The following is a 20008-nucleotide window of genomic DNA, read 5'->3' on the forward strand; positions in this document are numbered from 1 at the left end:
ATTTAATTTAACTATGTATCATATCAATTTACTGTTCTTAGAGTATAGCCCCAAATAACTTAAAATAAACCTTAATGGCGTTCAATGTTACAATATTAACCATATTTCCAGAAATGTTCCCCGGATTTTTGAACTATTCTCTTGCTGGAAGAGCGTTGGAAAAAAAAATATGGAATCTTGAAATAGTAAATATTCGTTCTTTTGCTAAAGATAAACATTCAACTGTGGATGATGTTCCATATGGAGGTGGAGCAGGGATGGTTATGCGCCCAGATGTGATTGGTAATGCAGTTGATAATGTGCTTTCTGCTCATAAAAATACTAGATTTATTTATATGACTCCATCTGGTACAAAATTTAATCAGAGAATTGCAAAGGAGTTAACAGAAATTCCTCATGTAACAATATTGTGTGGTCGATTTGAAGGTGTTGACCAAAGAGTAATTGATGTGTATACTCCTTATGAGTTAAGTATTGGAGATTATATACTTTCGGGAGGTGAGCCAGCTGCGATGGTGGTTCTTGATGCATGTATTAGGCTTCTTCCAGGTGTAGTAAATAATTTCGATAGCGTTGCTGAAGAAAGTTTTAGTTATAGTGGTGGTATGCTTGAATATCCTCAATATACTAGGCCTGAGCAGTGGAGTAGGTACAAAGTTCCTGAGGTTCTGTTGTCTGGCAATCACAGAAAAATAAGTGATTGGAGAAGGGAACAGTCATACGTTAGAACAAAGGAACGTCGACCTGAATTGTTGAATGGAGATGATAAATGACAAACTTGCTTGAAAAATTTAACGAACAACAAATACAAAGATTAGCCAAAGAGATGCCGGTTTTTTGTCCTGGCGATGATTTGAAGGTCACTTTTAAGGTAGTTGATAGTACGGGTGAGCGTATACAGATATTTGAGGGCGTATGTATATCAAAAAGAAATCGTGGATTACACTCTTCTTTTTCAGTTAGAAAGGTAAGTCATGGAGAAAGTATAGTATCACAATTTTTTGTTTACTCTCCTGCATTAATTTCAGTACAAGTGATGAGAAAGGGAAAGGTCCGTAGAGCAAAATTATATTATCTGTGCAAGCTATTTGGGAAAGCTGCAAGGATCAAAGAACGTACTACTTATGTTAAAAAAAAATCTAAGTAGATACAATAGGGAGTGATGTCAATTGTATCATCTCAAAACCCTCTCTTATTATCCCAATGTGTGACGCACAACTGTACTTTGCCTCCCGCTGTGGTGTCATCCCAGTGTTTGACACTGGGATCCAGATTCTCCTTTTGGTTTGTGCTTTCATGGAAAATATAAAAATTATTTGCAGGCAAAGCCTGCTAGATCTCAGTGTCAAGCACTGGAAAAAGGGGAAAGTTTTTTCAAATCCTCATGTAAAGAAAAGTAAATGAGTATAAAGAAAAACTTTCTTAAGTTACTTCAATCTAAGCGCGTACATGCTCGTGTAAAAAGAAAAAATAAAAAGAACAGAGCGTTACGCTTTTGTTCTTTCACGGCACTAGTTATCTCACTTGGCTGTCCTGTGTGTATATTGTTGAGTATATTAGTTAACTCTTACAGTGCTTTAACAGTAACGAAAATTTTATTGCCAGTTGAAATAAATGCTGATCTTATTTTAACTAATAATCCTGGTGATTTACGATATAAGTCCATTGGCTTACTCAACAATTCTTTACGTAAGGTGTTTGAAGGAACTGATTTTAAAGACGGTGACGAAATTTTAAGTCGTAATTCTTACAAAGAACTAGAGAAATTTTTTCGTAAGAGAGTAAAAAATAGTGGTGAATATGAGATCTGGTTTACCGCGTCAAGTATAATTAATTCAATAAATAAAGATAAACATTTGAATGATCGTTATGCTAAATTACTTGATTGGCTAAAAGAAAAGGGGAGAGTGAAAAAATTTTTTAATAAGTCTTTATTCCTTAAATCTGACTCTCGTGAACCTGAGAATGCAGGGATTTTAGGGGCATTTATCGGTTCATTAATGACAATTATAGTATGCTTAGCGTTGGCATTGCCAATAGGAATTATGTCAGGTATCTGTCTTTATGAATTTATGCCTAGAAATAGGCTAATAACCAGTATTGTAGAAATTAGCATGAATAACCTTGCTGCAGTGCCTTCAATAATATTTGGTGTGGTAGGACTGACTCTTTACTTGGGCATATTTGGGCTACCCCGTTCTTCACCGCTTGTTGGCGGGATGACTCTTTCATTTATGATGCTGCCTAATATTATTATTGCAACAAAAAATGCCTTTACAAACGTTCCTATTGCAATAAAAGATGCAGCGTTTGCGCTCGGTGCACCTCACATCAAGGTAATATTGGATCACTCTTTACCGATTGCGTTACCAAGGATAATACATGGTGCAGTGCTTGCAATTGCAAGGATTTTAGGCGAATCTTCCCCTTTACTTATGATAGGCATGGTAGCATTTATTGCTGATACACCTACATCCTTCTTCGATCCGGCAACTGTTTTACCTGTACAAATATACATATGGTCAAGTAGTCCTGAAATTGCATTTATTGAGCTTGCTGCCATTGCAATTATAGCTTTATTGTTAATGCTATTTGCTTTGAATTTAATAGCAAATTTTGTAAAAAGAAAGTTTGAGTTTTTTGATTCATGAAAATTATTGTTTTATCTGGTTATGGCTTGAATTGTGAAAAAGAAACTGCATTTGCATTTATGGAATGCAGCAGAAAGCTTGGTATTAATAATATTGAAGTAAAAATCGTTCACATTAATGAAGTTATAAGTAATTCAGATGAACTAAAATCAAGTAATATACTTGCAATTCCAGGAGGTTTTTCTTACGGTGATAACACTGGTGCTGGCAATGCATTTGCTTTGCGTATAAAAAACAACTTGTTAGACGAATTTCAAAATTTCTTATCTCAGGATAAGCTTATTATAGGGATATGTAATGGTTGCCAGATATTAGTAAAGTTAGTTCCAGAATTCTCTAATCTAGCTTTAACCTCTAATGATATAGGTAATTACCAATGTCGTTGGATTAGAGTGAGAGTTAATCCGCAGAGTAATTCTGTTTGGCTACGGGGCCTGAGTGAACTATATCTCCCTATTGCTCATGGGGAAGGCAAATTTTTTATGGATCAAGATACTTTGAATCAATTGATTGAAAATAATTCCGTTGCACTGCGTTACGTTGATGAAAATGGTGACTATGCAAATTTACAATTTCCTTACAATCCAAACGGATCTATATACGACCTGGCAGCTTTATCAGATAAAAGTGGAAGAGTACTAGCTTTAATGCCTCACCCAGAGAGAGGAATATTTTTTACTCAGCAGGACAACTGGCCTCTTGAAAAAGAAAAATGTAAACGTTCAGGAGTGGCTATGCCAAAATATGGTGATGGAATGCTCATATTTGAGAATGCACTAAAATATTTTGCGTAAGTATTACAATACGTTACATACAACAAGTTTTTAAACCATAAAAAGTTACTTGATCAGGTCCTGTTATGACAATAAATCCTTATCTTTGATCTGCAGAGTAGCTTTCTCTAACGTTAGGGATATAATTGTTCCACTTTCCAATTGCTTTTCTCAACAAGAGTATATCTAAATCTAGTGTGTCTCCTATATTCACCTTCTTGCCAAAATTCAATTACCTTTGGGATTACGCAAAATCCCACCCAAAAGTCAGGACGAGAAACTTGTGTATTGTGAAATTCTTTCTCTTTCAATTCTATAGCCTGCTCAAAATCTTGCCAATTTTTCAGAACTCTTGATTGTTTTGAGCACCACGCGCTAATTTGACTATCGCGTGCTCGAGAAGAGAAATATTCGTCAGCCTTTTTGCCGCTTAGAAGCCTAACTTCTCCTTCAATTCGTACTTGTCTAGAAAACTCTATCCAATGAAATACGAGTGCAGCTTTGGGGTTCTCAGTCAATTCTTTTCCTTTTCTACTGTTTACGTTAGTAAAGAATACAAAACCTTCTTTACTATATTCCTTTAGTAATACCACTCTTGCAGATGGAATGCAGTCTTTGCTACACGTTGCTAGCGTCATTGCAGTTGACTCTTTACACGGAAAATTAAGTACTTCTTGATACCACTTTGAAAACAAATCAAAAGGATCTTTTTCAGGTAAGAGTGTCATATGCAAAAATAAAATTTAATTCTGACATGCATTGCAAAAATAAGTGCTACGACCATTTTGTCGTATAAGTGTTATGATATTGTTGCAGATTCTGCAAGGTTTTTGCACTTTACCATATACGTAAAAGTTATTTTGAAAGTATCCAGCAGATCCAGATGGTTGTGCATAATCTTTCAGTGTTGAACCACCAGCAGCAATTGCATCACTCAGAGTATTTTTTATTTCGATAGCAAGTTTTTCGCACTCTATATATGTTAAATCTTGTGCTAGCCTAAGTGGTGATATGCGAGCTCTAAATAAGCTCTCAGAAGCATATATGTTACCTACGCCAACTATTAGCTTATTATTCATTAATACTGATTTGATATTTGCTTTTCTGTTCTTTAGCAACTTCTGTAAATAATTTCCGTCAAATTCATCTGTGAGGGGTTCTATTCCTAGGTTATTAAAAAAATTTAGTTCTTGCTCTCTGTTTAAAACAATCACTAATCCAAACCTTCTTGGGTCATTAAAGATTAGTGAAGTGTTGTCAGAAAATAAGAATATCACATGATCATGTTTGTTCTGTGCTTGATTGTCTTCAGCATATATAAGCTTTCCGCTCATGCCAAGGTGTATGATTACATCCATACTAGCATCTATATTCGAGATTATATATTTACCTCTACGCTTGATATCATTTATAACTTTGCCCTTTAGCAAATCATCAATATTTTTTGTTATTGGTACACGCAAATTACAATTATTGACTGTCACATTGCTTATTTTCTTATTTTTGATTTTATCAAATAAGAAGTTAGAGATTACTTCCACTTCTGGCAGCTCTGGCATGATACCTCCTTAAAAACTTAAGTTTCTGATGGTAATTTTGTCGTTAAAGCTTCCTCAAATATGTTTGGGTATTCTGCGGCGCTTTCTCCTAAAAATTCCTCACCACAAACAAATTTTGAAAGGGGTCTGCTTTGTCTACTCTGTTGCTGTTTTTTTCTTTTTAGAATATTTTGCTTTAAAGCTTTTGCCAATCTTTTTCTCTCTTCTTCTTTTTCCTTATTTTTTTTTATGTTATTCATTATCATAATACATGAACTTGCCGTTGTAGCTCAGGTGGTAGAGTACGTCATTGGTAATGACGAGGTCCCAAGTTCGAATCTTGGTAACGGCAGTTTAGAGGACGATATTCATAAAGTCAACCCTCTAGATGCTAATTAGATTATAGAAAAATGTCTAGTAAATACCTTTTATACACTACCATTAAGCTGCTTTTTCAGTATTACTATTCAATAATACCTACCGTAATTTTTCTTTAGAAAATCCATTTATTAAAAGCCTGAACAGACGAAATCTATAAAACCAAAAAGAAACTCTTTCTCTTTACTTTATGTTTTAAAGAAACTCTTTCTCTTTACTTTATGTTTTTTGGATATAGTTTTACGAAGAAGCGCTTCTGCAGCTATAACCGAAACAATCAATGGTGCTATAAATGCCCGTTTGAAAGCATGGTTTTGGGGGAAACGGTAAAGCCATTGATGGAGTTCTTTCTGGACTACCTCGTTTAGAAGATTGTATAACCTAACCGTCCCAAGCTGAAGTGCTTCTTATCATAATAGTATAGGAGGAATTTTATATGGCAGAAGCAAAAAGTAAATTAAAAATAATAAACCCTGACGCATCAGGGATTGATATTGGCTCGACTGTACATTATGTATGTGCACCTGAAGGAAGAGATGAACAACGTATCCAAAAATTTGGGTGCTTTACAGTAGATCTACACAACTTAGCAAAGTGGTTAAAAAAGTGTCAGGTTAGAACTGTGGCCATGGAGTCAACTGGAGTATATTGGATTCCCTTATTTCAAATATTAGAATCATATAAATTTGAGGTAAAACTAGTAAATGCGCGACATGTCAAAAATGTGCCTGGTAGAAAGTCTGATGTTCAGGATTGTCAATGGCTGCAACAATTGCACAGCTATGGACTGCTTCAAGGATCATTTAGACCGGATAATCAAATGTGTGTATTGCGTAGTTACGTTAGACAACGTGCTAATCTAATTGAAAATGCAGCTAAACATACTCAACGTATGCAAAAAGCGCTAATTCAAATGAATATTCAATTGCATAAGGTTATTAGTGATATCAACGGTTTAACAGGCATGAAAATTATTAAAGCAATAATTGAAGGAGAGAAAGACCCCCAAAAACTAGCTGAATTTAGAAATTCAAACATGAAGAATGACAAGCCTACTATAGCAAAAGCATTAACAGGAGACTATAGAGAAGAACACTTGTTTGCACTAAAACAAGAATATGCAGCATATACTTTTTTTCAAGAGCAAATAACGGAATGTGATAAAAGTATAGAGAGTTACTATAAAACATTTGAGGCAAAGTCAAATGAGAACAGGATGTTGAATAAAATACGAAAGCGGAAGCAGAAGAATGGTCCAGATTTTGCTGCGGATGAGGATTTAAATCGAATAACCGGGATAGATTTTACTAAAGTCCCGGGATTTGATGTATTAAGTGTACAAACTATCATTTCGGAAACAGGTATAAATCATAATAAATGGCCAACAGAAAAACATTTTTCTTCCTGGCTTGGATTAAGCCCTGCTAATAAAATTACAGGAGGAAAAATTGTTGGAACAGGAACTCGTAAAGTTATTAACCGCGCTGCGAATGCATTTCGAATGGCTGCCCATTGTGTGTTGAGAAGCAAAAGTGCAATAGGTGCATATAGTAGAAGGCTGAAAAAAAGGCTAGGAGCACCAAAAGCAATAACTGCGACAGCAAGGAAATTAGCATGTATCTTTTATCAAATGTTGAAATATGGACAAGAATATGTAGAGAAAGGAATGAACTATTATGAAACACTTTACAAAGAGAGAGTAGTCAAAAATTTGCTTAAAAAAGCAAAGGAATTTGGTTATATACTAATGAAAGAGGAGCCGATAGATGAAAAAGGTTCTTAGGAGTTTGTTAGAAGACTGTCTTATCCTTTGCCAAAAATCCCTCACAATATACTGAAGGATTATTAAAACTTACGTTGGCAGGGTTAAACCTGTTACCATAACTTCCCCCACCACAAATATTTTCATAACCACACTGCTTACAATCATCAGGCCTATTTTTCATATCACTCAAAAAGTTATTAAAAAATTTATCTGATAAGAACTTAGCCCAACTAGTATTGCTGATGTTATATTCGACAAATTTATGAGGGACACATGTTCTCCTTGAGAAATAAGATCATTGAACTTATCAATCATTTCCATCGATATATGAGGCTTTCGATTGCGCCACGATTGGTCAGCTTTATTAAAATAATAGCAGTAGGTGCAATTAATATTACACCTTTCTATAGTTTTAAGTATAACACCAGCCTTCACCAACATACCTCACATTCAAATTGACAGTAACTATTGTGCTTAAAGTAATTACTTCTATCGTGGAAATTACCTGGACACTTCCTTACCCTTTCCGCTATTAATTTTACTTAAGTCTTCTGTAATCTTATCTGCCCAGCATATATTACTATGTCCTCCACCATCTCTATCAAACTGACAATGGCTACTGTGATTATTTCTACCATGAAAATTACTTGAAAGCTTTTCTATTCTTTTAAGTATGACACTACTACTAACTTGACCGATATTAGCGCTAAGACGCTCTAATAATAAATCCACTTGTTTTTCTTTATTGTTTACCATAATTATTTTACTTTAAAATAGCAAAGTCTAGGTTTACTATAGCTTTTGTCAAGCATTTATTTGAGCTATTTATATATTGGAGTGCTACTCGTTATTTTGTTGGCTTTCAAATGTATAACTTTCGGTATCTTGTTTTCAAGGACTTTTAACTTAATATTACCACTATTGAAGTCAATACTATAACACTTTAGTCCTTGACCATCCTTGAGTCCCATATTATGGCAATCACTACCTAATTTAACCCCACGTATTTTTTGTAGCTCTAGACTTCTGGTTAAGTTAAAGCATATATCACTATACTTATCAGTATCTTGAAAAGTTAAATTTTTATTTAGTAATCTACTAGGTAATAAACTGAGAAGTATACTAGAATCTCTTATAGAGGCTATGATATCTTTTATAAAGGACTCTGGTAAGTGGTGTTTTAAATGACTTGCAAATAAGTCAACATTAAAATTAACTTTCTTTGAAGTTATTTCACTTATTATACTATTTATAGTATAATAAGTTATACCTTCCATTACTAACCTCATTTAATTTCTCATCAATTATCATTGCAAGAATAAAACCTTTGTTATAACTCAACATGCTTATGTTTTGATCAAGTAAATGCTTTTGATTTATTTTTTCGAAATCAATATTAGTTATTAAAGAATTAAAATACTCTTTTAAAGTAATATTAATTATTTTTAAGTACTCATCTTTATCAATAAGTTTCGTGTCAAGTAAGGTTTTCACTCCATAAAATTCCGTAAATCCTTCAAAAAACCACTTATATTTTATTTCATTTTTCTTATCGTTGTCTTGCTCTATTATATGTCCTATATATCTGTGAATTAATTCATGTGATATCACTCTAGTATAATCTTTGATATTTTTTTTTAAGCTTCCCTCAATAATTACATAGTCCTTTCCTGCAGTACCTGTAGTTCTACTAAGATTTGGATTATCAACAAGTACTATATTATACGGCTTACTTTCTAGTATGAATAAGTTATCTTGAGCTAAGATAATTTTATTAATAATATTTACAAGACTGATACTATTATGAGCATTGGTATAAAGCTTATTTCTTTTATCAAGATCAAAACTTCTAAAATCGTCAGTTCTAATAATTTTTTCTATATTATCAAAAGGTTTTCTAAAAGGTAAAAAATCAGGTAAGTTTTTTAAATGTGATGAAGAGTTATCTAAAGCAATAGCAGAATGCATATACTGAATGTATATAAGGAAAAAACAAATAATATAATTCAATAGACTGTGTACATTTTTAAGCTTAATGTTTGCCATAAATAAAACAGGACATTGAAGAAGTGTAAGTAATTACGATTAAGCAAATATAATTTATTGCTAAGTAGGTGATAAGGATAATTTTAATTATCTCTTTAAAACTTTACTCTTCCCATATTATTGAACACCTTATAATAAAGACTGAGAAGAAAGTTATAAAGGATTCCATATTCTTATCATCATAGCGCTGTTACTATAGTAATAACACTAAGAATAACTATAAGTTTCTTTGAATGATAGTTGAATTTTGATTGAAATTTTGAGGCTATAAAAACCGCAGGTACCAGTTGGTTTTTATTAGCTAAAGTAAAGGTCAAGTATCTGGAATTCTGAACATAAAATCCCCCTATGAAAAAAAGATTAGAAAAAAATGCAGTGCACATACGACAGAAATTAAGTATGTGTGTATGCACCCACATACGCTGAAGAGGATACGCTACATTTTTTTATGAGTTTAATAAAAAAAGTCTGCAGACAAAGATAAATTTTTGAGCTCTAAAAGTATCTCTAATTGTCATTATAATCAGACTTAAAATATGCGGAAGTAATTTTTAGCTAAAGTAAGAATACATTGTAGAAAAAAGAACCCAAAAGTTAGCGTTATTGGTAATCCAAGCGCTATTCTTGGTGTAACGGCACTGTAGACCTTACAATAAAGACTGAGAGGAAAGTTACAAAGGAAGATTATCATGCTTCTTCCATATTCTTTCTACTTTCTTGTTTTTAAGTAGTTCTAGTGCTTTGTGAAGGTGATACCTTGTTTTACTTGGCACTATTATATCATCAATATATCCATGTGATGCAGCAAAAAATGGATTAGCAAATTTCTCTTTATATTCTTTGATTAACGTTTGCTGGTCTTTTTCATGCCTAAATATAATTTCAACTGCACTTTCAGGGCCCATTACAGCTATTTCAGCGGTTGGCCAAGCATAATTTATATCACCTTTTAAATGCTTTGAGTTCATAACAATATATGCACCACCATACGCTTTTCTAGTGATAAGGCTAATTTTCGGCACGGTCGCTTCAGCGTAAGCGTAAAGCAGTTTCGCTCCGTGTTGTATTATATTATTGTATTCTTGATTTGTACCTGGCAGGAAACCTGGAACATCAATAAGTGTGATGATGGGAATGTTAAACGCGTCACAAAATCTTACAAACCTCGCAGCTTTTCTTGAAGAGTCAATATCCAAGCATCCTGCAAGGTGCATAGGTTGATTTGCAACAACACCAATAGTATTTCCTCCAATTCTGCCAAAGCCAATTATGATGTTACGAGCAAAATCGGGCTTTAGTTCAAAAAATTTCCTTTCATCACACACCTTTTCAATAAGTTCATATATATCATAAGGAGTGTTAGGATTGGTAGGGACTAGAGTGTTCAAAGATTCATCAACATCATCAATTAAGTCACAGATTGTTACAGGTTTTGTCAACTCTTGATTGTTTGCTGGCAAAAAGGTAAGGAATTCACGGATTTTCAGCAGCATTTCAACATCGTTATTGAACGCAAAATCTGCTACTCCTGTTTTGCTTGTATGAATTTTTGCTCCACCGAGATCTTCGTGGCTTACGTTCTCATATGTAACTTTTTTCACTACATCTGGTCCGGTTATAAACATGTATGAGCTATTTTTTACCATGAAAGTAAAATCAGTCAGTGCTGGAGAATAAACTGCCCCACCAGCACATGGACCCATGATTAGAGAGATTTGTGGTATAACGCCTGATGCATTTACATTCCTTTGAAAAATTTCTCCGTAACCAGCAAGGGAATTTACTCCCTCTTGAATTCTAGCTCCACCAGAGTCGTTTAGTCCGATAATTGGAATCCTGGCATTAATTGCCATATCCATAATTTTGCATATTTTTTTTGCATGTAATGCACCAAGTGATCCACCAAAGACAGTGAAATCCTGAGAATAAACAAAAACTTTTCTGCCATAAATAGTACCATGGCCAATTACAACTCCATCACCTAAAAAATCAGCATTTTGCATGCCAAAATCAGTTGCGTGATGCTTCACAAACTTATCATACTCTTGAAATGAATTTTCATCGAGCAATATACTCAGCCTTTCTCTAGCGGTTAGCTTTCCTTTTTCATGTTGCTTATTAACCCTATCAGGACCTCCTCCTTTTTCGGCTTCTAATGTTTTGATCTTTAGAGTTTCTAGTATTTCAGAGTCTTGCATGTAGTAAAATAACTTTCAAATTGGTTGTAAACTTTATTGAGCTTACAAATCCTATTGATTATACACATACACCGTTACTGCATGCAACGGTGTATGTGTACGATAATTAATGCGCTAGCAATTTCTATTTAATATTTTGAGAATGCTGAGACTCACTAACATTCTGTGCACTTGCACTTGTTACACCTGTTGATGGATTAATTGTTATAACTTCTCTTTCAATTCCTTGTAAGTTTGAAGCTAATGAGACCAATTTTGCTAGAGTCATGTCATTATATTTATCCATCTTCTTATTCTCATAATAGCCAATTTTTATTTTTACAGCTTTGTTTTCCTCGAAGTCCTCAGGACTTATATTATCACTTAAATCAGTACAAAATACGTTACCATTTCCACTAATATTTAAAGCAATACTGCAATCTCTATCACCCACTTTCCAGTTAAATTTAATTATACAAGACTCATTTAGTATTTGATAAAGCCTTACACCATTATCACTTTGTAAAACACGCACCAACCTTTTATCTTCTGGAGATACCAATGTAAAAGCTCCAATTTTTGGATTACTATCCTTTAAGGCTTTACTAGGAAATGAGTTATCAAATTTTAACTCACCTCTGCCTTCTTTTAACGATACCCATGCAGTAAATGATTTATCTTCTTTTCCTCTCAACCTCACATCTACAGAATCATTACCTGTATATTCAGCAATTCCTTTTCGAATTACACTCAGAAATTTCTTAGTTTCTTCATCATTTTCACTCAAAAAAAGCTCCTTATTTGCATGTGACCGGGATGGATCATTGAGATTCTCCAATGCTTTAGCTAAAGTTATATAGTTATATATACGTGTCCTGTTGTTATAAGGTATCCCTAATTTATAAATTTTAGGAGTTAATTGAGCAACTTGATCGAAATTCATTATTAAAGTTTCATTTGCATTATGCATAGCGCCTCCAATTTTACATAATAAACTTAAGATAAAATATCCTAATATTAGGATAGATATATAATCTATCAAGTCAATAGTTAAACTAAAAAATTTTGATTATAATTTACTATGTATAAAATACGCTCTTAAACTATGCTGAAAATAGTCATAATAGGCCTTCCAAATGCAGGCAAGTCAACTCTATTTAATAGGCTAGTAAGAAGAAAAGCAGCGGTAGTTAGTGACATTCCAGGAGTAACGAGAGATAGGCGTGAAGGAATTGGAAGAATTAGTGATTTAGAGTTTAAAGTTATAGATACAGGAGGATGGAATGACCAAACCAGTTTTTCACTACAAGTTATTGAACAAATAGAGTTTTCTTTATTAAGCGCAGATGTAATTTTTTTTCTTGTTGATGCAAAAGTGCAAAACGAGCAGAACAAAGAGTTTGCAAAGTGGCTGAAGAGAAAAACGAACAAACCTGTAATACTAATAGCAAACAAATGCGAAAGTCATAAATCGGAAAATGTTGATTATTTGCAGTTCTTCAACTTCATAGGTCCGGTGTATATCTCAGCCGAACATAATCTTGGTATGATTGATCTTTATGATGTATTAGCTGGTGTTATTGAAGATTTTAACAAAAAAACTGAGCTGCCTGAAAGTGAGTCCATTAGACTGAGGATTGCAATCATCGGTCGCCCAAACGTTGGAAAATCAACTTTTTTAAACAGTTTACTTGCAGAAAATAGACTAATAGTAAGCTCAGAACCCGGTACCACGCGTGACTCTGTGGATATTTCATACGACCATAATGGGAAATTAATCACTCTCATCGATACTGCGGGAATCCGCAGAAAGGCAAATGTTGTTGATAACTTAGAATCAAGATTTGTTGAAAAAAGTATAGAGTCAATAAAGCGCTCTCATGTAGTGATTTTAATGTTAGATTCCTTGCTTGGCATTGAGCAGCAGGATTTATCAATTGCTGAAGCTGCAATTAAAGGGGGGAAGGGAATTATCATTGTTTTAAATAAGTGGGATTTAATAGGTAAGGATGACAGAAGTAAGTTAATAAAATTTGTCAAACAACAGGAAGTGACTCGGTTATTTTTGGAAGTGCCAACTGTAACAATTTCTGCATTGAAAGGTATGCGCTGTGGTGATGTGATAGATAAGTGTCTTGAAGTGAGTGAATCCTTAAACAAGAAGATCAGCACTGCAAAACTGAATAATTGGCTAATAGATGCCGTGGAAAAACATTCTCACCCACTTATAAAAGGTAGAGCAATTAAAATGAAGTATATTGCTCAAATTGGCACCAAACCTCCAGCTTTTTCTTTGGTATGCAACGTCCCGGAAAGTGTTGATGAGAGTTATAAACGTTATTTGACTAATGGTCTTAGAAAAAACTTCTTTGTTGAAGGTGTACCAGTTAGATTGCTTTTGAAAAAGAATAAAAACCCCTATGTAAAGTAGATAATCTTGTTTTACTAATAATATACTTTTTTATCTTAGTAATATTATTAATAAGTAAATAATATTACTTAAATAAGTAGTTGATAAATTAATATTATATAGTAAAATATTAACTTATTTAGTACTTTTGCTATGAATTATAAAGGACAAGATTTAAGGCCTGGATCTCCACATACTTTCACGGTTGATACACCTTTAGTATTTCAGTGGCTTCCAAAAAGATATGGATACCCGATTCCAGAAAAATATTTGGAAAGATTGAGCAATTGGGCAAAAAGGGAAGATACGCGTGTAGTGAAATTAGTAATAAATGGATCTGGTTTTACTCCTGAGCAACGCAAAGAGTTGGAGAATAAAATATCAAACAGAAAATTTAACCCAAACAAAAATATAGAACTTATAGATTTTAATGAGCTGGATTTAGGAGAGTATGAATTCAGCTTTCACTTACAACCAAATAAGAAAACAGAACTATCTAAATGTCCTTTATACAATGTATCTCAATATTTCAAAGATCTATACTCTATTCCAGAAAGTAAAAGATTATCTTTTGGTGTTGAGATAGACAGTATGCGTATATTTATGTTGTTAGCACTGAAGTCTCCTATGATCTATTTTGATTTTGATATCTTACCTAAAGAAGATAAGAAAGTTGGTGAGTTTCAGGCTGTGCATGGCTTTTTGGTTGCTGAAAATGACAGAAAAGGTTATGACTATGATGGTATAGCAAGTATTGAAAATGCTATCATTGCTCTAAGCGATGCTGGTAGAGTAAAAATTATGGAAATTTACAATGAAGTAAAGAATAAGTTTCAAAAAGATTATCCTTTGTTTAAGTTATCAGAACATGAGATTTACAAAATTATGGAAGAGATAGTATATTTCACTCTTTCTAATGACGTTCTTCTTCTTATATCTAGCTATCAAGATTCTAACAAACGTTACAATAGACGTTTGGAAGAAGCAAGATTGCTTATGCAAGAAACATTTGGGTTTAAAACCAATGGAGGAGAAGTTGATGTTCAATATGACAATAGCTGGACGAAAAACAAGGATGAATTGTATACCAAAGAAGAAATTGCAAAAATAGATAGTGATACTAGAGTTGCAACTGATATGAAAGGGCTGATTACTGAACCAATATACAACGGCGAGCATATGTATAGAGGTGTAAAAGTAGTAACATAGTACTTAGTGTTCTATCGTTACATGAAACGTTGTCAAACAAGAGTTGACTCTTCACAGATATTGTAGTAATTCATTAACTATGTCAGATGTAAATAACAGTTCTATAATTTTTCTCTTATCAAGCGCTGTCGCTTTAATTTTTGCATATGTGCTAGAGTATTTTTTCAATATGATACCGTGTAAGTTATGTATATACGAGCGAGTAGTTTACTATGTTACAGGGCTACTTGTAGTTGCGTATATGTTCAAAGACAACAAAATCCTAATCTATGCGATGTTTTGCAGCTATCTCATTGGTGCAATAATATCTTTTTATCATGTAGGTCTTGAACTCCACTTATTTCATGATGTTTTAGGCTGTACAGAGCAAGCAAGTGGTAACGTTAGCATAGAAGAGCTAAGAAATAATCTATTAAACCCTAACTACTCTCCGTCTTGTGACAGACCTCATTATATTTTTGGTGTTTCGTTAGCAACATGGAATCTTATTTATCTTATAGTAGCTCTATTCTTATCAGGTAAAATGTATTGTGGAGAAAGAAATAAGGTACAACAGTAACTGGTATAGACGCTGTACTTGTGCGTTACTTGGTGCTGTCCGTAATTTAAAAATTTAGCAAGTCATACCCACTGATTCTTGCACAGCTGTACGAACATTATGGTTCAGCATGCCAGTGCCCTCTTTCTTGTCATCCGAGTAGCTGAAACTGGAAGTGCGGCTATCACCCAAATAACCTTTCGTTGTTATTCAAGCAACCTATTTCTTGTCATCCTAGTGCCCAGATACTGGGATTAAGTTTGTCCATAATCTCACCAAAAACGTTGTGTTTTAGAATAATTTTGTGCTCAATATGCTTATTTGTAGTAAAGGTTTCTGGATTCCAGCATCAAGTGCTGGCCTGAAGCTTTAGCTATAGATATTAATAAATTTACTAAGTAAAAAAAAGGCAAAAGAATCCCTATATAGCGAGTTTTAATAATGTAAATTGATAATGTGATAACAAGCGTGTTTTGGCTGAAGTAGAAAAAATTTAAAAAACATGCAGCCGCTATAATTTTTATGTAATCTGCCAATAAATATCTGAGTTTTGTTGTTAAACCCGCGGAGATTAAAAATAAGGATAAATACTCTTATTGATATAAGAAGAAAAGTGGGAAGGTTTGTCAAGCCGCTTCTATGCACCTGAGCATTGATTATACGGGTTCCATCTGTTATATATAATCTTTTTGAACACGAAGAAAGCTGATGAATGAGTATGATATTACAGTTATAGGCAGCGGTCCTGGTGGTTATATAGCAGCAATTAGAGCGGCGCAGTTTGGATTTAAAACTGCAATTGTTGAAAAGGAAGAAAATTTGGGTGGTATATGCTTAAATTGGGGGTGTATACCAACAAAATCGCTACTTAGAGCATCTGAAATTTATAGGTTAATAACAAGATCAGAAGAATTTGGCATAAAAGTAAAGGATGCAAGTTTTGATATACAATCAATAGTGAAATACTCAAGAAACGTTGTTGATAAATTGTCAAGCGGTGTTGCATATTTGATGAAAAAAAATAACATCAAAGTTCATCAAGGCTTTGGTAAACTTGCAGGTAATCGTACTGTAAAAATTCTTAATGACAAAAAGGAGGAGGAAATTTCTTCCAATCATATCATTTTAGCAACAGGTGTTAGAGCGCGAAATCTACCTGGAGTAGAGGCGGATGGAGATTTAATATGGAATGCGCAGCACGCTATGACTCCAAAGAAGTTACCAAAATCGCTACTAATCATAGGTTCTGGTGCGATAGGAATAGAATTTGCAAGTTTTTATAGTACTTTAGGGGTTGATGTAACAATTATAGAAGTAAAAGACACTATTTTACCGCTGGAAGATAAAGACATTTCAAATTTAGTACAAGAGATATTTACAAAACAAGGAATAAAAATATATACGAGTAATAGTATAAAAACTTTCACTAAAAATAAAGACTCTGTTCAAGTGCAGCTAAGTAGTGGTGATAACAAAGAATTTGATAGAGTAATTGTTGCAGTTGGCGTTCAAGCAAACACTGAAAATATAGGTTTAGAAAATACAAAAATTAAGTTGAGTCCTTCTGGTTTCATTGAAACGAATGAGTGGTATGAAACAAGTGAATCAAGTGTGTATGCAATAGGTGATGTAGCTGGTCCCCCATGTTTAGCGCATAAAGCAAGTCATGAAGCTGTAATCTGTGTTGAGAAAATTGCTGGTAAAAATGCTCATAAGTTAAAAAAAGAGTGCATACCAAATTGCACTTACTCTCATCCGCAAGTAGCAAGCGTTGGCCTTACTGAGGAACAGGCAATAAAAAGTGGATACGATATAAAAGTAGGAAAATTTCACTCCAACTTTAATGGTAAATCTATTGCACTAAGTGAAACTGAAGGTTTAGTGAAAACAATTATAGACAAAAAAACAGGCGAACTTCTTGGAGCTCACATGATAGGAGCGGAAGTAACAGAGTTAATTAGCAATTTCGCTCTTGCAAAGCAACTAGAGGGAACAGACTGCGACATAAAATCTACGATTTTTCCTCATCCAACTATTTCGGAAATTATACACGAATCAGTACTTGCCGCAGATGGTGAATCGTTAAATAGTTAAGCTAACGATTCATTGTTTTAGAGCTACAATTATCCTGATTAGGCGATTCAATTCTAATAGATTGATTACCAATATCAGATTTTTCTAACTTTTCTTTTAACCCTTCAGCTGCTTCTTTCACTTCAAGCTTTTTTTCCTGATTAAGATCCTCTGGGCTTCTTCTTTTACTGTCTAAACCTTGTTGTCTATCAATATTTTTATTGAGTTGTTCTTGCTGAGGTAGATCAACAACTGAGTTAAAAAGAGCTTTTGTTATGCTTTTTAACAATCCTATAAAACCTCCTCTTCCGCCTTCTCTTTGCTCTTGAGGCTTGTTTTTCACGTTTTTACTGTTGCTGCTTTCAGGCATTTTTAACTCAACTATCATAAAGCTTAATAAAATTTTACATGCAGATTATTAAAAAATGATTAATAATCTATTATCAAATTGCTATTTACAGATGGATATTATTCTAGCAACAGGCGGTACAGGTGGGCATGTTTTTCCAGCTATAACCTTAGCAAAAGCACTAAAGGTACAAGGGCACAATTGTATATTATTTACGGATCAAAAAACCATCAATGTAGAAAGTTATATTTTACCATTGTGCAAGCCAAGTGGCAACAAATTGAAGTTTCTCTTTTTGTTAATGTATAGTTGTGTATTAGCACTGTATCAAACAAGAAAATTAAAACCAAAGCTAATCATTGGTTTTGGTAGCTACGCTTCTTTTCCAACTCTTTTTGCAGCAAAGATTTTTTCTATACCTATAATTTTACATGAACAAAATATAGTTTTAGGGAGAGTAAATAGATTCTTTTTCAAGAGTGCAAAATTAATTGCAACTAGCTTTCCAGAGACTAAGTATGCAGAAGGTAGTAAATGCGTTTTTACAGGAAATTTTGTCGATATAGAAGCACAAGGCTATTCTAGAGCTGAAACAGTTTTAAACGTGTTAATAATAGCAGGCAGTCAGGGTGCAAATTTTTTTGATGATGTAGTGAGCAGCGTAATTTGTGATCTACCTGTTGAAGTAAAAGAGAGGATTAGAGTAACGCAGCAATGTACGAAGAAAAATATAAACAAGGTCAAGAGTCTATACAAAAGTGAAGGAATTGATTGTGAGTTAAGTGAGTTTTTCGATGATATGGAAAATAAACTGGCCAATGCTCATTTGATAATTAGCAGAGCGGGGGCAACTTCAATAGCAGAGATTACTCTTGCTGAGCGTCCTTCTGTATATATTCCTTATCCTCACTCAAAAGATAACCATCAATTTTATAATGCAAAACATATTGAAGATTCGGGAGCAGCTGTAATGGTTGAGCAAAATAGTAACGCGAAAAAGAATCTAGGAGAGTTGCTAGTTGATTTATTGCAAAATTGTCAAAAATTGCGTGATATGGCTAATAATACTAAGGAAACAAGAATAAGGAATGGAGTTACTGAATTTATTAAGGCAATAGCTCAAGAACTTAGTTGACGAATTGCTTTTTCTTCAAATGCATTCCATAGTTCTTTTTCTAGTGATTTACTATACAACTTATTGATATAAACTACTCCCGTAGGCGAAGTTGTGTTAATTTCAAGAAGGAAATTATCTATAATATCAATGCCAACGAATATTAGCCCTCTTTTCTTTAGCTCAGGACCAATTTTATTACATATTTCGTTGTCTCTATCATTCATTTGGGCAGGCTCAAAACTTGCTCCGAGTCTCAAATTTGTTCTGATTTCTCCGCTAGATTTTGGAACTCGCTTCATTACTCCTATTGGCTTTCCATCCAGTAGCATTATTCTTTTATCTGTATTTATCTTTTTACAAAATGCTTGTGCAATTACAGGACATTCATATTTTGCAATCATGAGATCGACTACCACTTGAATGCTATTTTGGTCTTGTATTCTTATTACGTCATTTCCTCCATAGCTATATAGTGGTTTCAAGATGATATCTTGATAGTCGTGACAAAAATTTCTAATCATCGATATATTTTCAGTGATCAAAGTTGGAGGAATTAGCTCTGGAAATAGTGAAGTAATTAATTTTTCAGGACAGTTTCTTATTTCTGTTGGATTATTTATTACTAACGCAGTAGTCTTTTCTAAGATATAGGTTGTTGTAATGTACCGCATATCAAATGGTGGATTCTGTCTGATAAATATGATATCCATTTCATTTAGGTTGATTACTACATCCTCTTTTGAAATGAAGCTACAATCATCAACGCTGACTTTCTGAGCAAGGGCAATTGGCTGATTTAACTTGAGTGCTAAATTATTAGGTACATAAACAAAAATTTCGTACCTTCTTCTTTGCGCTTCTTTTATTAATGAAAATGTAGTATCAGCTTCAAAATTTATACTTTCATCCATCTGAAAAGCTACTTTCATTTATCCTCCCTTCCTATTACAATATAATATAGTACCATAAAAGTGTTAATAATGG

Annotated in this window: 21 protein-coding genes and 1 tRNA gene; 11 read left to right on the top strand and 11 right to left on the bottom strand. The window is 33.6% G+C overall.

Annotated features, from left to right (window positions below; all coding sequences use genetic code 11):
• Positions 1–74 precede the first annotated feature (74 nt).
• The 4 genes from trmD (at position 75) to AAGD63_RS04980 (ending at position 3445) form a co-directional block, all read left to right on the top strand.
• The gene (gene trmD / locus AAGD63_RS04965; protein ID WP_063630865.1) at positions 75–773 is read left to right on the top strand and encodes a tRNA (guanosine(37)-N1)-methyltransferase TrmD; all 699 of its coding nucleotides are present in this window, start codon (positions 75–77) and stop codon (positions 771–773) included.
• Complete coding sequence (rplS, locus tag AAGD63_RS04970) at positions 770–1147, top strand: 50S ribosomal protein L19 (protein WP_006014069.1); 378 nt, start codon at positions 770–772, stop codon at positions 1145–1147. The genes trmD and rplS overlap by 4 nt, the downstream gene beginning before the upstream one ends.
• A gap of 253 nt (positions 1148–1400) precedes the next feature.
• Positions 1401–2651 carry a PstA family ABC transporter permease gene (locus tag AAGD63_RS04975; RefSeq protein ID WP_264330701.1) on the top strand — a complete coding sequence of 417 codons (1251 nt, stop codon included), beginning with the start codon at positions 1401–1403 and terminating at the stop codon, positions 2649–2651.
• Positions 2648–3445 carry a phosphoribosylformylglycinamidine synthase subunit PurQ gene (locus AAGD63_RS04980; protein WP_341813235.1) on the top strand — a complete coding sequence of 266 codons (798 nt, stop codon included), beginning with the start codon at positions 2648–2650 and terminating at the stop codon, positions 3443–3445. The genes AAGD63_RS04975 and AAGD63_RS04980 overlap by 4 nt, the downstream gene beginning before the upstream one ends.
• Before the next feature lie 113 nt (positions 3446–3558).
• On the opposite strand, the gene pdxH is transcribed toward AAGD63_RS04980, so the two are convergent.
• From pdxH to AAGD63_RS04995, 3 genes are read right to left on the bottom strand one after another with little or no spacing between them, the layout of a single operon-like run.
• Positions 3559–4152, bottom strand: a complete 594-nt coding sequence (gene pdxH / locus AAGD63_RS04985) for a pyridoxamine 5'-phosphate oxidase (protein ID WP_341813236.1) — start codon at positions 4150–4152, stop codon at positions 3559–3561.
• 15 nt (positions 4153–4167) lie between these two features.
• Positions 4168–4983: a bifunctional DNA-formamidopyrimidine glycosylase/DNA-(apurinic or apyrimidinic site) lyase gene (mutM, locus tag AAGD63_RS04990; protein WP_341813237.1), complete on the bottom strand. Its 816-nt coding sequence runs from the start codon at positions 4981–4983 to the stop codon at positions 4168–4170.
• 17 nt (positions 4984–5000) lie between these two features.
• Positions 5001–5222, bottom strand: a complete 222-nt coding sequence (locus AAGD63_RS04995) for a hypothetical protein (RefSeq protein ID WP_264330807.1) — start codon at positions 5220–5222, stop codon at positions 5001–5003.
• Between the two features lie 19 nt (positions 5223–5241).
• On the opposite strand from AAGD63_RS04995, the gene AAGD63_RS05000 reads away from it, so the two are divergent.
• A tRNA-Thr gene (locus AAGD63_RS05000) sits at positions 5242–5314 on the top strand.
• Positions 5315–5776: 462 nt separating this feature from the next.
• Complete coding sequence (locus AAGD63_RS05005) at positions 5777–7123, top strand: IS110 family transposase (protein WP_341813147.1); 1347 nt, start codon at positions 5777–5779, stop codon at positions 7121–7123.
• A gap of 7 nt (positions 7124–7130) precedes the next feature.
• Here AAGD63_RS05005 and AAGD63_RS05010 read toward each other — a convergent pair whose 3' ends face one another.
• The 6 genes from AAGD63_RS05010 to AAGD63_RS05035 form a co-directional block, all read right to left on the bottom strand.
• A complete protein-coding gene (locus tag AAGD63_RS05010; protein WP_341813238.1) occupies positions 7131–7286 on the bottom strand; it encodes a hypothetical protein in 156 nt (51 codons plus the stop codon).
• A 320-nt stretch (positions 7287–7606) separates the two neighbouring features.
• On the bottom strand, positions 7607–7861 hold the full coding sequence (locus AAGD63_RS05015) for a hypothetical protein (RefSeq protein WP_341813239.1): 255 nt from the start codon (positions 7859–7861) through the stop codon (positions 7607–7609).
• Positions 7862–7926: 65 nt separating this feature from the next.
• On the bottom strand, positions 7927–8382 hold the full coding sequence (locus AAGD63_RS05020; RefSeq protein WP_341813240.1) for a hypothetical protein: 456 nt from the start codon (positions 8380–8382) through the stop codon (positions 7927–7929).
• A complete protein-coding gene (locus AAGD63_RS05025; protein ID WP_341813241.1) occupies positions 8351–9151 on the bottom strand; it encodes a hypothetical protein in 801 nt (266 codons plus the stop codon). Before AAGD63_RS05025 ends, AAGD63_RS05020 begins: the two co-directional genes overlap by 32 nt.
• Before the next feature lie 671 nt (positions 9152–9822).
• Positions 9823–11349, bottom strand: a complete 1527-nt coding sequence (locus tag AAGD63_RS05030; protein WP_341813242.1) for an acyl-CoA carboxylase subunit beta — start codon at positions 11347–11349, stop codon at positions 9823–9825.
• Between the two features lie 124 nt (positions 11350–11473).
• Entirely contained in the window at positions 11474–12298 is an 825-nt protein-coding gene (locus AAGD63_RS05035; RefSeq protein ID WP_341813243.1) for a hypothetical protein, read from the bottom strand.
• Between the two features lie 135 nt (positions 12299–12433).
• Between AAGD63_RS05035 and der the strand changes: the two genes are divergently transcribed.
• From der to lpdA, 4 genes are all read left to right on the top strand, one after another.
• Positions 12434–13759: a ribosome biogenesis GTPase Der gene (gene der / locus AAGD63_RS05040; protein WP_341813244.1), complete on the top strand. Its 1326-nt coding sequence runs from the start codon at positions 12434–12436 to the stop codon at positions 13757–13759.
• Positions 13760–13891: 132 nt separating this feature from the next.
• On the top strand, positions 13892–14947 hold the full coding sequence (locus AAGD63_RS05045; RefSeq protein WP_341813245.1) for a hypothetical protein: 1056 nt from the start codon (positions 13892–13894) through the stop codon (positions 14945–14947).
• 79 nt (positions 14948–15026) lie between these two features.
• Positions 15027–15506 carry a disulfide bond formation protein B gene (locus AAGD63_RS05050; protein ID WP_341813246.1) on the top strand — a complete coding sequence of 160 codons (480 nt, stop codon included), beginning with the start codon at positions 15027–15029 and terminating at the stop codon, positions 15504–15506.
• A 687-nt stretch (positions 15507–16193) separates the two neighbouring features.
• Positions 16194–17579, top strand: coding sequence for a dihydrolipoyl dehydrogenase (lpdA, locus tag AAGD63_RS05055; protein WP_341813247.1), 1386 nt, complete (start codon positions 16194–16196; stop codon positions 17577–17579).
• Between the two features lies 1 nt (position 17580).
• Here lpdA and AAGD63_RS05060 read toward each other — a convergent pair whose 3' ends face one another.
• Complete coding sequence (locus AAGD63_RS05060; protein ID WP_341813248.1) at positions 17581–17946, bottom strand: hypothetical protein; 366 nt, start codon at positions 17944–17946, stop codon at positions 17581–17583.
• A 73-nt stretch (positions 17947–18019) separates the two neighbouring features.
• On the opposite strand from AAGD63_RS05060, the gene AAGD63_RS05065 reads away from it, so the two are divergent.
• Entirely contained in the window at positions 18020–19042 is a 1023-nt protein-coding gene (locus AAGD63_RS05065; RefSeq protein ID WP_341813802.1) for a UDP-N-acetylglucosamine--N-acetylmuramyl-(pentapeptide) pyrophosphoryl-undecaprenol N-acetylglucosamine transferase, read from the top strand.
• On the opposite strand, the gene gshB is transcribed toward AAGD63_RS05065, so the two are convergent.
• A complete protein-coding gene (gene gshB / locus AAGD63_RS05070) occupies positions 19027–19953 on the bottom strand; it encodes a glutathione synthase (RefSeq protein WP_341813249.1) in 927 nt (308 codons plus the stop codon). The genes AAGD63_RS05065 and gshB overlap by 16 nt on opposite strands.
• Positions 19954–20008: the final 55 nt, after the last annotated feature.

The organism is Wolbachia endosymbiont (group B) of Germaria angustata, from assembly GCF_964026725.1.
Taxonomy (GTDB): Bacteria; Pseudomonadota; Alphaproteobacteria; order Rickettsiales; family Anaplasmataceae; genus Wolbachia; species Wolbachia pipientis_C.

Excerpts from the sequence above, each read along its gene's own strand:
- trmD (WP_063630865.1), top strand. The coding sequence starts at position 75 with ATGGCGTTCAATGTTACAATATTAACCATATTTCCAGAAATGTTCCCC.
- rplS (WP_006014069.1), top strand. The coding sequence starts at position 770 with ATGACAAACTTGCTTGAAAAATTTAACGAACAACAAATACAAAGATTA.
- AAGD63_RS04975 (WP_264330701.1), top strand. The coding sequence starts at position 1,401 with ATGAGTATAAAGAAAAACTTTCTTAAGTTACTTCAATCTAAGCGCGTA.
- AAGD63_RS04980 (WP_341813235.1), top strand. The coding sequence starts at position 2,648 with ATGAAAATTATTGTTTTATCTGGTTATGGCTTGAATTGTGAAAAAGAA.
- pdxH (WP_341813236.1), bottom strand. The coding sequence starts at position 4,152 with ATGACACTCTTACCTGAAAAAGATCCTTTTGATTTGTTTTCAAAGTGG.
- mutM (WP_341813237.1), bottom strand. The coding sequence starts at position 4,983 with ATGCCAGAGCTGCCAGAAGTGGAAGTAATCTCTAACTTCTTATTTGAT.
- AAGD63_RS04995 (WP_264330807.1), bottom strand. The coding sequence starts at position 5,222 with ATGAATAACATAAAAAAAAATAAGGAAAAAGAAGAAGAGAGAAAAAGA.
- AAGD63_RS05005 (WP_341813147.1), top strand. The coding sequence starts at position 5,777 with ATGGCAGAAGCAAAAAGTAAATTAAAAATAATAAACCCTGACGCATCA.
- AAGD63_RS05010 (WP_341813238.1), bottom strand. The coding sequence starts at position 7,286 with ATGAAAAATAGGCCTGATGATTGTAAGCAGTGTGGTTATGAAAATATT.
- AAGD63_RS05015 (WP_341813239.1), bottom strand. The coding sequence starts at position 7,861 with ATGGTAAACAATAAAGAAAAACAAGTGGATTTATTATTAGAGCGTCTT.
- AAGD63_RS05020 (WP_341813240.1), bottom strand. The coding sequence starts at position 8,382 with ATGGAAGGTATAACTTATTATACTATAAATAGTATAATAAGTGAAATA.
- AAGD63_RS05025 (WP_341813241.1), bottom strand. The coding sequence starts at position 9,151 with ATGGCAAACATTAAGCTTAAAAATGTACACAGTCTATTGAATTATATT.
- AAGD63_RS05030 (WP_341813242.1), bottom strand. The coding sequence starts at position 11,349 with ATGCAAGACTCTGAAATACTAGAAACTCTAAAGATCAAAACATTAGAA.
- AAGD63_RS05035 (WP_341813243.1), bottom strand. The coding sequence starts at position 12,298 with ATGCATAATGCAAATGAAACTTTAATAATGAATTTCGATCAAGTTGCT.
- der (WP_341813244.1), top strand. The coding sequence starts at position 12,434 with ATGCTGAAAATAGTCATAATAGGCCTTCCAAATGCAGGCAAGTCAACT.
- AAGD63_RS05045 (WP_341813245.1), top strand. The coding sequence starts at position 13,892 with ATGAATTATAAAGGACAAGATTTAAGGCCTGGATCTCCACATACTTTC.
- AAGD63_RS05050 (WP_341813246.1), top strand. The coding sequence starts at position 15,027 with ATGTCAGATGTAAATAACAGTTCTATAATTTTTCTCTTATCAAGCGCT.
- lpdA (WP_341813247.1), top strand. The coding sequence starts at position 16,194 with ATGAATGAGTATGATATTACAGTTATAGGCAGCGGTCCTGGTGGTTAT.
- AAGD63_RS05060 (WP_341813248.1), bottom strand. The coding sequence starts at position 17,946 with ATGATAGTTGAGTTAAAAATGCCTGAAAGCAGCAACAGTAAAAACGTG.
- AAGD63_RS05065 (WP_341813802.1), top strand. The coding sequence starts at position 18,020 with ATGGATATTATTCTAGCAACAGGCGGTACAGGTGGGCATGTTTTTCCA.
- gshB (WP_341813249.1), bottom strand. The coding sequence starts at position 19,953 with ATGAAAGTAGCTTTTCAGATGGATGAAAGTATAAATTTTGAAGCTGAT.